Origin of the sequence: Gilliamella sp. B3892, assembly GCF_026536305.1 — a bacterium.
Taxonomy (GTDB): Bacteria; Pseudomonadota; Gammaproteobacteria; order Enterobacterales; family Orbaceae; genus Gilliamella.
Map to the genome: position 1 here is coordinate 14,565 of NZ_JAFNOK010000014.1, position 13,751 is coordinate 28,315.

13 protein-coding genes are annotated in these 13,751 nt (G+C 36.5%); 6 read left to right on the forward strand and 7 right to left on the reverse strand.

All coding sequences use genetic code 11. From position 1 onward, the window contains the following. The first annotated feature begins 413 nt into the window (after window positions 1-413). The 6 genes from J3U74_RS11255 to J3U74_RS11280 all read left to right on the forward strand — a co-directional run bounded on the left by J3U74_RS11255 (window position 414) and on the right by J3U74_RS11280 (window position 5,622). Window positions 414-1,634 carry an MFS transporter gene (locus J3U74_RS11255; RefSeq protein ID WP_267329100.1) on the forward strand — a complete coding sequence of 407 codons (1,221 nt, stop codon included), beginning with the start codon at window positions 414-416 and terminating at the stop codon, window positions 1,632-1,634. A 356-nt stretch (window positions 1,635-1,990) separates the two neighbouring features. Then, window positions 1,991-2,254 carry an SWEET family sugar transporter gene (locus J3U74_RS11260; RefSeq protein ID WP_255556100.1) on the forward strand — a complete coding sequence of 88 codons (264 nt, stop codon included), beginning with the start codon at window positions 1,991-1,993 and terminating at the stop codon, window positions 2,252-2,254. Window positions 2,255-2,630: 376 nt separating this feature from the next. Then, window positions 2,631-2,855 (forward strand): hypothetical protein, encoded by a 225-nt coding sequence (locus J3U74_RS11265; RefSeq protein WP_220217496.1) that lies wholly within the window; start codon window positions 2,631-2,633, stop codon window positions 2,853-2,855. Window positions 2,856-3,001: 146 nt separating this feature from the next. Further along, complete coding sequence (locus J3U74_RS11270) at window positions 3,002-3,334, forward strand: DUF1161 domain-containing protein (RefSeq protein ID WP_220217495.1); 333 nt, start codon at window positions 3,002-3,004, stop codon at window positions 3,332-3,334. A 414-nt stretch (window positions 3,335-3,748) separates the two neighbouring features. After that, on the forward strand, window positions 3,749-4,684 hold the full coding sequence (locus J3U74_RS11275; protein WP_267329099.1) for a hypothetical protein: 936 nt from the start codon (window positions 3,749-3,751) through the stop codon (window positions 4,682-4,684). A gap of 2 nt (window positions 4,685-4,686) precedes the next feature. After that, window positions 4,687-5,622, forward strand: coding sequence for a hypothetical protein (locus J3U74_RS11280; RefSeq protein ID WP_267329098.1), 936 nt, complete (start codon window positions 4,687-4,689; stop codon window positions 5,620-5,622). Between the two features lie 294 nt (window positions 5,623-5,916). Here J3U74_RS11280 and asnA read toward each other — a convergent pair whose 3' ends face one another. The 7 genes from asnA to allC form a co-directional block, all read right to left on the reverse strand. Beyond that, entirely contained in the window at window positions 5,917-6,909 is a 993-nt protein-coding gene (gene asnA, locus J3U74_RS11285) for an aspartate--ammonia ligase (protein ID WP_220217492.1), read from the reverse strand. 139 nt (window positions 6,910-7,048) lie between these two features. Further along, window positions 7,049-7,471 (reverse strand): hypothetical protein, encoded by a 423-nt coding sequence (locus J3U74_RS11290; RefSeq protein ID WP_267329097.1) that lies wholly within the window; start codon window positions 7,469-7,471, stop codon window positions 7,049-7,051. Window positions 7,472-8,217: 746 nt separating this feature from the next. After that, a complete protein-coding gene (allD, locus tag J3U74_RS11295; RefSeq protein WP_267329096.1) occupies window positions 8,218-9,267 on the reverse strand; it encodes an ureidoglycolate dehydrogenase in 1,050 nt (349 codons plus the stop codon). A 39-nt stretch (window positions 9,268-9,306) separates the two neighbouring features. After that, a complete protein-coding gene (locus tag J3U74_RS11300; RefSeq protein ID WP_267329095.1) occupies window positions 9,307-10,209 on the reverse strand; it encodes a carbamate kinase in 903 nt (300 codons plus the stop codon). Between the two features lie 79 nt (window positions 10,210-10,288). Then, complete coding sequence (gene allE / locus J3U74_RS11305) at window positions 10,289-11,068, reverse strand: (S)-ureidoglycine aminohydrolase (RefSeq protein ID WP_267329094.1); 780 nt, start codon at window positions 11,066-11,068, stop codon at window positions 10,289-10,291. A 136-nt stretch (window positions 11,069-11,204) separates the two neighbouring features. Continuing rightward, window positions 11,205-12,467 carry an MFS transporter gene (locus J3U74_RS11310; RefSeq protein ID WP_267329093.1) on the reverse strand — a complete coding sequence of 421 codons (1,263 nt, stop codon included), beginning with the start codon at window positions 12,465-12,467 and terminating at the stop codon, window positions 11,205-11,207. Between the two features lie 12 nt (window positions 12,468-12,479). Then, a complete protein-coding gene (gene allC, locus J3U74_RS11315) occupies window positions 12,480-13,706 on the reverse strand; it encodes an allantoate deiminase (RefSeq protein WP_220217486.1) in 1,227 nt (408 codons plus the stop codon). Window positions 13,707-13,751 lie beyond the last annotated feature (45 nt).

A 13,751-nucleotide genomic window follows, 5' to 3' on the forward strand; every position in this document is an offset into this window, starting at 1 on the left:
ACAAATAATGGGTTTGCTATTAGTTTTTGGGACAAGAAAATGTGATATCTGTTTCAATCATCTAAAATTAACCAAATCGTGCCTAATTTGGTTATCAACAGTAAAACAAAGGTTAAATCCACTGACTCATTAACTTATTTTGTGGCGTTATAATGCAATATTGATTTTTAAAAGCCCTGAGGGTGAACGATTAACCAACCATTTTTATCTCTATATCCAAAGCAATAGGATCATTTATCTGGCTTAAAATAGGCTTATCAAATCGCATATTGAATTTATTATTCAGCTAAAGCAGGACGGTTGCACAAGCTTGAAATCTTAATGAAAATAGCGCTTGATTCCGATTAAGTTATGGACATTTTAATCAAAATTTGATTTGATCCAGTTACGTTTACCATTTTTTTATATCGATTATGCAACGTTCTAAAACTTTATCACTAACCACCAACAAACTGTTACTTATTGCCGGTACCGGCTGGCTATTTGATGCAATGGATGTTGGATTGCTTTCTTTTATTTTAGCGGCTTTAAAACAAGATTGGGGCTTATCTGCCACCCAGTTAGGTACAATTGGAAGTGTCAACTCAATAGGTATGGCTGTGGGGGCTTTCGTTTTTGGTCTCTATGCGGATAAGAAAGGTCGCAAAGCCGCTTTTTTATTTACCTTACTGATGTTTAGCATCGCCAGCGGCTTAAGTGCTTTTGCTTGGGGACTGTATAGCTTGCTGGTGCTTCGATTTTTCATTGGAATGGGACTAGGGGGTGAATTACCGGTTGCCTCTACCTTGGTGAGTGAAAGTGTTGCGCCAAATGTACGTGGCCGTGTTGTGGTGTTACTGGAAAGTTTTTGGGCTGTTGGTTGGATATTGGCAGCGTTGATCGCCTATTTTTTGATACCATTACCGTCAGTAGGGTGGCGAGGTGCAATGATTTTATGTGCCATGCCAGCTTTTTACGCACTCTACTTGCGGTTTAACCTGCCTGATTCGCCAACTTATAGCCATTCAAATGAGATAATAAAAAAAGAAACGGTTATACAAAAGATTCGATTACTTTTTTCAAAACCATTTCGTCAGCAAAGTGTTATGTTATGGATAGTTTGGTTTTGTGTGGTATTTTCCTATTACGGTATGTTTTTATGGCTACCGAGTGTCATGATGATGAAAGGTTTTGATATGGTCAAAAGCTTTCAATACATCTTAATTATGACACTGGCGCAGTTACCCGGCTATTTTACCGTTGCATGGTTAATTGAACGAGTAGGGCGAAAATGGGTTTTAGTTTCCTATTTATCCGGCACATTAATCAGTGCTTATTTATTTGGACAAGCCGATACAGCCAACCAGTTGCTCATTTACGGCGCATTATTGTCATTTTTTAACTTAGGTGCTTGGGGAGCCATGTACGCTTATACACCGGAACAATATAGTACCAATATTCGGGCAACCGGATCGGGAATGGCGGCATCTGTTGGTCGAATCGGTGGCATTTTAGGTCCATTAATGGTGGGATTATTAATGGCGAAAGATTTTAGTGTTAGCGCCGTTTTTGCTTTATTTAGCCTATCAATTTTAGTGGCAATTATGGCCATTGTGATATTGGGCGAAGAAACAAAGCAAACTGAATTAACTTAACGAAACGAAGTTAACGATAAAACCTATGGGGCAAATCCCATAGGTTGACAAGATGATAAATCCACTCGTTGCGCTAACCGTAACATTCATATCTTGCTTTGCAACTGATCTATGTTATTAAGCCTCACGGATTTTAGCGCTTTTATTAAGCTAAACAGTTAATAATACTCCCTAAAGTATGTTTTAATGCGGTTAGGTAGGTGCCGGTTGAGGGGATAAAAGCGAATAACTCCGCCAGCATTGTGGTCAATATTTAATGATATTTTACTTTTTCACATCTTATCGCAAGTTTAATTTTTATTAGATATATGCTAGAGTTTTATGCCTCCATTCATTTTTGAGCAGGCAGGTAGATCTTGAATCTTTCACCGAAAGCTTTTCATTATTTGGGCATCATTGCAACCATTGCATCATTAGGTATGTATGTTTCTTATATCCCACAAATCATTGATAATCTTCATGGGTTTAAATCTAATCCAACACAACCCCTAGCCGCCGCTATAAACTGTTCATTATGGGTCTGTTATGGCTTATTACGTGAAAAGAAAGATTGGCCAATTGCTATTGCCAATTCTCCCGGCGTTATTTTTGGCTTAATGGCTTTTTTTACCGCTTTATAAATTCCAATAATAGTCAGTGTCACAGCAAATCACTAATTGCTGTGACACATTGGCTAATCTTTTGCGCTTTTCGTTTTATATTGGGCTAATATTTTCTGATTTCTTGTCTTAATCGATACTTAATAAAAATAGGTTATTTTTTAACCGCATCAAAAAATCAATAATAATTAGAGCATTATCAAGTTATCAACAGGTTTGTTAATCACTTATCAAATTAAGCAGTGCATAAATGTGCTCTTTGCAGTGAATAAAATCATCTAAATTTAAAATTAACAACCATTGTCATTGCTTAAATATTAGCATATATTGAAAGTGCTATAGAGATAGGCTTATTTCCAGCTTACTGATAGATCAAATAATAAATAAGGAAATTACGATGAAAAATCTCAATCTTTCAGATGAATTAATTAAAGACTTTATTTATTCAATGTATCGTAAAGAAGTCTTATTAAACTTAAAAGGCGTTGTGTTAACTGAAGAAGACCGTAATAAACTTCACAAAAAACGTGATTTTGTCAATAGTTTATCACAAGCCGATATCGAAGATATTCGGTCTTGGATCTTAAATAAATTGAAAACGTTAGAAAACAGACATAACTAAACTTGCTGCATCATCTTGAAAACAATATTTTTAAAATCGCTAATTGCACTACCACTTTTTAATTAGATAAAAAGTATATTATTAGATTTATCAATAGGCTGATATTTTATTGATAAATATGTATACATGAAAGGAAAGAAAAGAAAATGAAAAAATTAGTCTCTGTTTTACTGCTGAGCTTACCGATGATTGCAGGTGCATCAAATTGTGAAGAAGTTAGTGCAAAGATTGCCGATAAGATTCAAAATAATGGTGTTGATGCCAGCCGTTTTGAACTTAAGCATGTATCGGTTGATGAATCACAACAAGTTGAAGGGAAAGTTGTCGGATCTTGTGACGGTGGTCGTCAAAAAATTATTTATGTGCGATTAAATGATGTATCTGCTTCATCGCCAACAGAGTCAACAGCCCCAGCTAAACCGGATGAAATATCCCCAACTCCCGAGAAATCAGTACCCGATGAGGATGTTCAATCGTAATACCTAATCAATTAAGCATCTTGCTAAAAAGCTAAATATTAGGGCGAAAGCCCTAACTGGCTTTTTTCTCATTATTATCATATCTTTTTGCTCAAATAAATGGCATTTTTTATTTGTTTTGAGATTCATGATAAATAGCCAGATGTGTTGATAACGTTATTGTTAAAGCGCTAAAACCTCCAATTGGGAATGAAAAAGTATCTAAATTATAAAGATAAAAAGTAATACCATAATATCATTACTGAGTAATAATAGGTTTTTGAATTCCATATGGATGGTAATGACATGTAGTTTTGGGGTATTCCTTTTAAAGGTAAATATAAAGGCAATAATACAAACTTTGAAGGATCATTCAATTTCCGTTTCCATATCCCCGAAGGCTCAGACGAATTAGAAGTTATAAGATAGGTAATCATGAAAAGATTAATCAGTTTATTTTTAATTAGCAGTTTTTTGTTTTCTTGCGGACAAGAAAACCAAGAAAAACAAATGGAAGAAATCATACAACAAGAATTAGCCTTAACGCAAAATTACACACATCGCCCGGCATTCGGCGCACAAGTTACCAAAAACGGATGCAAACTCATTATTGAAGTCGAGGGAGCACAAGATTATCGATTTATTGATAATAATGGACAATCAACCATGCTTCCTTTAAATGTTTTATTATTCAATGCCGGTAAAAAAAATGTCATCATCAAAGTCTACCCGAGAGATGGAGAAGATTATCTATCTAAATACGCTAATGCATCTGTTACCATATACCGAGCAGCCGACAAGGATACTTCTTTAAAAGATTATCAACAAATTGCCGAATTTAACTTGCCACAAGGGTTGGAAGAGCAAAAGTTACCTTATTATGAAGCTAAATTGATGATTGATGTTGATGTGCCCTTTACTTACGATCAGGAGCTTGCAGCATCAGTTAATTTAAAAAATGTCCCAAATATCGAACAAAAAATTGTCGAAAAATATAATCAAATAAGAACAATATGCATTAACAGAGATGAAATTGTATATCATAGGGAATTTCTTCATTCTTCAGGTATTGTATCAAACACAACCTACGAAAATACTTATGAGGAAATAAAAAATTCATATAAAATGAAGCCAATGTTAATCGATTCGGATTCTAGAATAACGAATCACGAATTTTTGCCTATCGAAAACTATACTATACAATATTATGCCAACGGTAAAATTGTGGCACTTTGGCAAAAAAATCTATGTCCAATGCTTTATATGAAAGCTCGTGTAAAAAATGATGAAGGAGAAGAAAGAAATATAGAAGGAGGTCGGCCTATTTTCTTATATATGCCACAAGGAAGCAATGAGTTGAAGGTATGGTAACGATGAAAAAATTAATCAGTTTATTTTTAATTAGCAGTTTTTTGTTTTCTTGCGGACAAGCACCAAAAACAGATAAACAAATAATTCAAGAAACTATGCAAGCAATTGAAATGCCAAAGCAGTACCAGCAAGAACCGTTCTATTATGTAGGTATTTACAGTGCTAATATTAAATGGGAACTATTTGTTAATGATGTACAAATGTTTGCCCATTATCAAGGTAAAATTACCAGTCCCATTCTCCCATTAAACTATCGAATATTGGGTAGTGGTAAACAAAAATTAACCTTTCGCATTTATCCCCCGAATGGACAGGCTGTTTTAGGCGAGTATGCCGCTTTTAGAATGAGATTATTTTTCAATAAAAATTTTAGGGATAAGGAAGATCCTGAAATAAATATACTAAACTTCGAACTGCCTTATGAAGAGACTAAAGATTTACCTTATTTTGAAAAATCGTTTGAATTTGAAGCGCAAGTGCCTTATCAAATAACAGGTTGGACAAAATCTAAAGATTTAACCAAAGTCTCCGATTTGGAACAAAAAGTAGTTAAAAAAATAGAAGAGTTGCGTACTATTTTAGAAAATAAGGATACAGAAGCTTACTTTCAAGCAGTTATGCCTAGATGGAAAGAACAATTTATCTTTTTATATGCCACTCAACAAGAAATTGAAAATTATCTTCAAGAAAACTCTTTAACAAATGGAGAGGTTTCAAATATATTTGATGATATACAAATTTTACCGATTGAAGACTATCAGATAATACTTGAACCCAATAATAGGCTTGTAAAATTAAGACAAAAAGACGATGATAGTTTTACAGACGGAATTAAATTTAAAGCAATTGATAAAGAAGATAAACAGGAGATTACTGGAGGTTATTACTTCCGTTTTCATATACCCGAAGGCTCAGACGAATTAGAAGTTATAAGATAGGTAATAATAAAAAAATAATCAGCTTGTTTTTACTTAGTTATTTTTTGTTTTATTACGGGTAAGAAAAAAATAGAAGAAACTAAGAAAAAGGGAATTATGCAAAATTCCCTTTTGTTTAAAAAGGTTAGTAACGGCAGTGTTGTAATTGTTAAGCGCGTTACCGTAGAACAGTAACGCATTTTTATAACTTACCTTACAATCACATGTTAAAAAGCGTGATGCTATCGATTAATCAATTTTCCTTTCAATCGATCCTATTAATATCTCTAAATGTCGTGAAGATATCCACCTCAATTAAAGTAAATTTGGATATTGTTGGCTTGTGGTGTTGTCCCAAACACTGGCTTGTACTTGTCCAATATGGTTTTGCTGTAAAAGTAACATCACTAAACGAGATTGCCCAATGCCACCACCAATAGTTTGCAATAGTTCGCCGTTTATTAGAGCTTGATGCCAAGCATAATTTAAGCGATCTTCATCATTAGTGATCTTTAATTGGCGCTTTAATGTTTCTGGATCGACACGAATACCCATTGATGAAATTTCAAAAGCGCTATTTAATACCGGATTCCATACTAAAATATCGCCATTTAAGCCTTTAGAACCTAAATCATTATCGCTACTCCAATCGTCATAATCCGGTGCACGCACATCATGTTTTTCGTTATTTGACAGTTTGCCACCGATGCCGATTAAAAACACTGCGCCTAGCTCTTTAGCAATAGCATTTTCACGCTCTTTAGGGGTTAAATTAGGGTAGCGTTTTAATAATTGTTCACTATCCATAAATGTAATGGTTTCAGGGAGGAAACGTGATAAGTGATATTTTTGTGACACCGCATTTTCGGTTGCTTTAATAGCACTATAGATTTTTTCAACAGTCTGTTTTAAATAGGTTAAATTTCTATCTTGTGGGCTGATTACTTTTTCCCAATCCCATTGATCAACATAAACCGAATGAATAGGTGATAATTGATCTTCATCCGGGCGTAAAGCTTTCATATTAGTATAAAGGCCTTCACCGACGGCAAAGTGGTGACAACTTAAAATTTTACGCTTCCATTTAGCAAGTGAATGAACCACTTCAAATTGGCTATCCGGTATTGTTTTTACCTTTACTTGTACCGCATTTTCTGTTCCCGATAAATTATCTTGAATACCGTCGCCAACTCTGCTTAAAATCGGCGCTTGTACTTCTATAAGTGATAAATTTTCGGCCAATTTATCAGCAAAAAATTGTTTTACAAAACTAATCCTTTGTTGTTGCTCTTTGAATGATATTGTCATGTTTACTCTCTAATTTTGTGTTTAAGTTTGAATATAAATTGAATCGAAAAAGCATGAAGCAAATTAGTTTAAGAATGCTTTTTCAACTTCATTAACAATCAAGTTAGTATTAAGCAAAAATTTTATAAGTATTATAAATTTAATTTGTTTTTGCTGATAAAAAATAATCGTTAATAATTTGTTTTAAATTAGCTTTTTGCCATTTTCCGACCAACAAAAGATTGGGCAGTTTAAATTCGAATTTTTGATTATCGAACATGAAAGATAATTTACTACGTATAGTGCCCCGTTTGAATTGTAGATTGGTAATCTTTTCCATTGGGATTTTTTTTATATTTTTGGTTAAGTCACCTAATAGAGTTAACTTAATTAAAATAATCTGATTGGGTTGGAAGTAAATTAAATAGTGTTTAATCAATAAAGTAGCAAAAAAATTAAAAAGTATATATTGCCAAAGTGAGGCATCTTTCAAAATATATAGTATTGATTTATCGTCAAATTCTGGTAATTTTTCGAGCTCGAAATAGTCTTTTATTTTGTCTAATTTAAAACCATTATTCATTTCAATCCTTATTCCTATTCAACATTGATTTACGATAAATTGAGCAATATATTACCACTCTTTTCGTGAATTTTTCATTAATAAAATTCGCAAATAAATTGAATATTCTGCATTGAAGGCTTGATATCGGATTGGATAAAAAATAGTCTTGTCAAGAAGTTTCAGAAATACCCTATGTTTCAGTATAAAACTATTTTAGTTTATGCATTAAACAATAAAACGCTAAAGGCGTGTTGGTAGCATAAATAAGGAAGCGTAAGCTGGTGAGTTTAGTTACACAGGACAATAGGATAAATAAAAACCTTGTCAAAAAGTTTCAGAAATACCCTGCGTTTAAGTATAAAACTATTTTAATTTATTCATTAAACAATAAAACGCTAAAGGTGTGTGGTTAGTATAAATAAGGTAGCGTTAGCTGGTGGCTTTATTAAACAGATTAATTGAATAAATAAAAGTCTTGTCAAGAAGTTTCAGAAATACCCTATGTTTCAGTATAAATCTATTTTAGTTTATTCATTAAACAATAAAAGGCTAAAAGCGTGTTGGTTAGCATAAATAAGGAAGCGTAAGCTGGCGGATTTATTAAATGGATTAAGAGAATAAAGAAAAATCTTGTCAAGAAGTTTCAGAAATACCCTATGTTTAAGTATAAAACGGATAGTATCAATAATAACAGGGTAATACCAAATTAATTATGGGGAGCTATAGTGCTTATTTGGTATTCCCTGTATTGATAGTAAACGACTTTACTCGGCGAATTTATTTTTATGATCATAGCGGTTGTAATGAATATCATCACTAATGAGATATTGATAAATATCATCCACTATTTCGATGCCATTTTTTTGATAATCCGCTTCGCGTTTTTTGCCTCGCTCACCCGGGAAGTATACTTCACTGTTGCCCTTAGCCGGTTTGACTTGCTTAAGTTGATCGAGCATCGCTGACATGGTTTTTTTGAAGGTATCTAAACCAATGAAATATTCAGGGTTGATAACAATATGGAGATGTCCCAAATCGCGCCCTTTTGATAAATCGGCATACATCGAAGAGACATTTCTACCAAATGGTAGACCAAGTAATATGCCCGACAAAATATCAACCATCATCATTAAACCATAGCCTTTAGCACCAGCAATAGGTACCAATGCATTAACTATATGTGAATCGGTAGTCGGTTCGCCATTTTCATCCACTGCCCATGTTGGTGGAATTGGTTCGCCTTTGGAACGGGCATAAAGTACTTTACCCCATGCTTGTACGGTGGTTGCCATATCAAATGATACGATACGCTCATCGGCTGTCGGGGCGGCAAAAGCTATTGGATTGGTACCGAAAAATGCTTGTGCACCGCCAAACGGTACTGCCATGGGGTCGGATTGACACATCGATATTGCCACTAAGTCTTGTTCGGCTGCCATTTCGGTAAAATAACACAGTGATCCACTGTGTGACATGCGCTTGATGCCAACAACAGCGACGCCATTTTTTTTGGCCATTTCGATTGCTTTGTCCATTCCCATTTTTGCTGCCACCAAACCACAGCCGTTATCGAAATCTAAAATGGCGCTCGACGGCCCGGTTTCTGTATAGGTAATTTGTGGATTGTGGGTCATGCCACCTTTAGCGATACGCTCAGAATAATACTCTACTCTAACTGCGCCGTGGGAGTGGATTCCTCGTGCATCGGCAAAAGCTAATGCGTCTGCGGCAATATCTGCATGTTCTTTGCTTAATCCGGCTTTATGCATTTTTTTGGCGATTAAGTCATGTAATGTTTTTCTGTCGATTCTCATAATAAAACTCCCATTTGTTGCTTATAACTGTTTCTGTCTCTATTTGGTGACAATCGTGCCTTTAATGCCGGCGAGTAATGACTCGATATCGGTTAAATTGCCAATATAGGCTTTATTGCCGGTGTTATTAACAAACTCAATGACGGATTTGACTTTAGGTCCTATTGCACCGTCATCAATTGCCAGTGGTTTTAAACGCTCGGTATTAACATGTCTTAATGCTGTTTGTGCTTGCGTTCCCCAGTTTTCATATACTGCATCGGCGTCGGTTAGTATCATCAGATGATCGGCTTTGAGTTGTATAGCAAGTTGCGCAGCACTGTGATCTTTATCGATTACCGCTTCAACGCCTGTGTATCCGGTTTTTTGTTTAATAACCGGAATTCCGCCACCTCCATTACAAATAACAATATTATCATCGGCCAGCAGTTTTTTTATGGTGTCAATTTCCAGAATTTTTTGCGGTTTGGGTGAGGGCACAACGCGGCGAATTGCCTTGCCGTCTGCTTTGAATGTCCAACCATATTGGCTTTGCAGATGTTGTTGATCTTTTGGATCATACACGGGTCCTATAAATTTGGTTGGGTTACTAAATGCAGGATCATCACTCGCTACTTCTACCTGAGTGAGTAGCGTGACAACCTGTTTAACTGTTTCTTGTTGCTGTAAGCTTTGCCCAATCATATAGCCAAGCATGCCTTGAGTTTGCGCAACGAGTATATCAAGTGGATAGGCTGGCACGGCTTGATAGGCGGCATTTTGTAATGCCAGTAGTCCCACCTGTGGACCATTGCCGTGAACAATAACCAATCGATATTTTCCCGCTAATTTAGCAATCAATTTGGTTGTAGCATGAATGTTTCGGTATTGATTTTCAACCGTTAATGATTCGTTGCGTTTGGAAATGGCATTACCACCTAAAGCAATAACAATTAGCTCCATAGTCAATCCTTGCTATTTGGGTTGTTGGTTAAGTATTAAAATAATCTGTTTGATGTTTCTGTTTCGTTTGTTTTATTGATTAAATATCGATATCTCGATGACAATCTTTTGAGTAAATATAACTTAGTGGCTCTTTGCCAACGGCGTAACAAGCCTGTAATGCATAGGCTCCCATAAAAATGTAGTCATCTTTTTTGACCGGTATCCAATGGTTATCTAATAAATACATGCCTTCGCCACTTAGCAGGTACGCACCATGTTCTTGTACATGTGTTTCAATATAGCCATGGCTTGCGCCGGGTTTCAACGTTAAAATGTGAAAGTTCATATCAAATCCTAACTCTTTAGGTAATAGATCTTGCACAAATACGTTATCCATATCTTCATAGTTAATCGTATCAAGGTGCTGAACATGATTGGAAACCACCCGTGTTTGATATCCATTAAGCGGGATATAACGTCTTTTATATAAAAATAGCCGTGAGCTTTGTGCTTGATTTTGCAAGTATAATTTTACCCCTGCCGGGCAGTACAAGTAGCCACCGGTTTGTAATTGGAAAGATTGTTCGTCGGCTTTGGCAATCACCTCGCCGCTAATGACATAAACAAATACTTCAATATCTTTACCACCAAAACCTTGTTGGTTTTTTCCGTCTTGATGCATGGTGACAAGATAGTCGACAAAACTGGCACCGAGTTTTGGGGTCGATAGGATTGTAATATCACAATTTTCAAACCCGGGAATGATATTTTTGACCAGTCCGTCCGGTGGAATTAACGCATAATTATGGCGTTTGATGATAGCTCGTGAAGCTAACAAATCTTTAGGATAACCGGTGTTGTTATTGATGTATCCCATGTTTATCTCCTTGTAACATTTAGAGTTTTGTTGTGCTTTTGATATTACTTTAGGTAATAGAAAGCCCCGCCTTTAAAAAACAGCATGTTTTCAATTTTGTTGTTAAGCCGACTATCGCAAATAGTCGGCAGTGATTTTATTTGTTATTTGTGCTTTGACGCATGTTGATAAGGAAGAAGATCACAGTAGCAACAATTAATATGCCAATTGCTACATAAAATCCGGTTATTTTGGTGCCGGTAAGATCTGCCAGATAGCCGGTTAATGGTGGCGCAATGACCGAAGAGCTCATACCGAAAAAGTTAAATACGCCAAATGAGGTACCGTAATTGGTTTTCGGCGCGGTTTCGGCAACGTGCGATATCAAAATTGGCTCAACGGTTAATTTTCCAAATAGACCATAAAAAATTAGCCCAGCCAGTAAAAAGGTGATCGTTGCTGATTGAACAGTGGTAAATAAAGTTGCTGCTGCAATTAATTCAAGCGCAATAATAAATATTAAGCGTTTATCTCGGAATTTATCAGAAATTTTACTAATAATTAGTGCGCCCGGTATGGCAGCAAAAGCGACCAATGATGAGGCCGAACCGATACTACCGCCGGTAAAGCCACGTTCAGTTTCAAGAAAATTAGGTAGCCAGCTGACAATCATGTAATAACCGTAACAAGTGGCAAAATACATAATATAAGAGGCAATCATCTGAGGACTAAAGAAGCTGTGTTTTTGCGTTGTCGCTTCTGGCTCATCGATAGTTTGCTGCGCTTTGGTCTCGTTATTTGCTGCCGCTTTGAGTTTTGGATTTTCTTTAATAATGATGGCAAAACCGGCAACTAAGCACAGTAACAGGGCTGCGATGATGTATAGCATGTATTCCCATGGCATTCCCCACGATTTTACTAAAAAGCTGGTAGCCAGTAAGCTTATCCCCATACCTAACGCCGAACCGGTATTAATAATAGCTGAGGCGAAACCGCGATGCGCTGAAGGAATATTTTCAGCTGAAAGTGACCATGCAGCACCATAGTAAGATCCACAGCCTAAACCAGCCAGTAAACTACCGATGTAGATCATCATAATTGAGTGCGCATTACCGATGATAAGTGCCGCAATGGTAAACAGTAAAAAGCCGGGAATGACTACCGCTTTTTTACCAAATCTATCAACCAGCATTCCGGCAGGGATTTGCATGGCGGTGTAGGCAAAAAAGTAGCAACTGGCGATTAAACCAAGTTCGGTGTTTGATTGTGGCCCTATGGTTTGTTGGACTTCAGGAAAAATGGCCGTTAATACCGGACGGTAGATCCACATTACTGTCCAGCCTAGGCATAAAAGTACCACAATTTTATGCCAGTATTGTATACCGCCGGTTTTTTCTGTTGTTGAGTTAATAGTTGTCATGCTAACTCCTTATTACTCTTGATATGCTAATTGATAAAGTGCATAGGTTAATGCTTTGATGCCTTCAACCAGATCTTCTGTTTTGGTGTCTTCGGCAGTATTGTGACTGATGCCTTTTATACTCGGCACAAATAACATTGCAGTCGGTACGAATGGCGCAAAGATTTGAGAATCATGCCCAGCTCCACTATGCATGACCCGATAACTTAATTGTTCTTTTTGGCAGATCTGCTCTAGCATCTTGATCAATTTATCATCCATTGGTATGGGATCTTCATCCATCCAGCGATTAATTTCGATTTCAAGTCCAAGCTCTGCTGCAATGCGTAACATGTCCGCTTCTAACTGTTGAGTAAAGGCGACTAATTCGGCTTTATCGGTGTGACGGCAATCAATGGTAAAAAGTACTTCACCAGGCACTACGTTAACCACATTAGGTACCGGTTCAACGTGACCAAAGGTTAAAACTAGTGGGTCGCCCACTTTAAGGGCTTTATCGATTGATTCATTGCAGATCCGGCTAAAGGCATAGACGGCATCTTTGCGGTAACCCATTGGGGTTGTGCCTGCGTGGTTGGCTTCGCCAATCAGTCGGATGTTGTAGCGTCTTTGTCCGACAATACTGGTTACAACACCAATACTTTTTTGCTCTTTTTCCAGCACGCCACCTTGTTCAATGTGAATTTCAAGGAATGCTTTGATATCGTCTCGTGCAGGTTTGGTGTTAAATTTAAATCCGCACGCTTTCATTGCATCAACAAATTTAATGCCGTTGCTATCTTCAATCGATTCGACATCCTGATGATTAGCAATGGCAAACACGTTTTTACTTCCCCAAAAGACATAAGGAAAACGGCTGCCTTCTTCCTCTGCCATTGAGATAAGTTCTAAGGTGCGTAATGGCTGTCCATAGTGTTTTTTTAAATACTCCATAGCCAGTAATGCGGCAATAATACCTAATTGCCCGTCAAGTTTACCGCCGTTGACAACGGTATCGACATGTGAGCCTGACATAATGATTTGATCGGGATATTTGCTTCCTTCAAATCGACCGTATAAATTACCGATGTCATCAAAATAACTCTCCATGCCGATTTCGGTCATTTTATCTTTTAGCGCATTTTGTGCGTCAAGCCATTCACTTGTGTAAAGTAAACGTGTTGTTCCGCCTTGTTCTAATCCACCAAAACTTGATATCCATTTCACTGCGTTAGCAACATCATCATATAAGATATTCATAAGCATTTACCTATTATTCAACTTTCGATTATTAACAATTTTTCT

What these genes read in the sequence shown, in the direction of transcription:
- J3U74_RS11255 (WP_267329100.1), top strand. Translation starts at nt 414, where the DNA reads ATGCAACGTTCTAAAACTTTATCACTAACCACCAACAAACTGTTACTT.
- J3U74_RS11265 (WP_220217496.1), top strand. Translation starts at nt 2,631, where the DNA reads ATGAAAAATCTCAATCTTTCAGATGAATTAATTAAAGACTTTATTTAT.
- J3U74_RS11270 (WP_220217495.1), top strand. Translation starts at nt 3,002, where the DNA reads ATGAAAAAATTAGTCTCTGTTTTACTGCTGAGCTTACCGATGATTGCA.
- J3U74_RS11275 (WP_267329099.1), top strand. Translation starts at nt 3,749, where the DNA reads ATGAAAAGATTAATCAGTTTATTTTTAATTAGCAGTTTTTTGTTTTCT.
- J3U74_RS11280 (WP_267329098.1), top strand. Translation starts at nt 4,687, where the DNA reads ATGAAAAAATTAATCAGTTTATTTTTAATTAGCAGTTTTTTGTTTTCT.
- asnA (WP_220217492.1), bottom strand. Translation starts at nt 6,909, where the DNA reads ATGACAATATCATTCAAAGAGCAACAACAAAGGATTAGTTTTGTAAAA.
- J3U74_RS11290 (WP_267329097.1), bottom strand. Translation starts at nt 7,471, where the DNA reads ATGAATAATGGTTTTAAATTAGACAAAATAAAAGACTATTTCGAGCTC.
- allD (WP_267329096.1), bottom strand. Translation starts at nt 9,267, where the DNA reads ATGAGAATCGACAGAAAAACATTACATGACTTAATCGCCAAAAAAATG.
- J3U74_RS11300 (WP_267329095.1), bottom strand. Translation starts at nt 10,209, where the DNA reads ATGGAGCTAATTGTTATTGCTTTAGGTGGTAATGCCATTTCCAAACGC.
- allE (WP_267329094.1), bottom strand. Translation starts at nt 11,068, where the DNA reads ATGGGATACATCAATAACAACACCGGTTATCCTAAAGATTTGTTAGCT.
- J3U74_RS11310 (WP_267329093.1), bottom strand. Translation starts at nt 12,467, where the DNA reads ATGACAACTATTAACTCAACAACAGAAAAAACCGGCGGTATACAATAC.
- allC (WP_220217486.1), bottom strand. Translation starts at nt 13,706, where the DNA reads ATGAATATCTTATATGATGATGTTGCTAACGCAGTGAAATGGATATCA.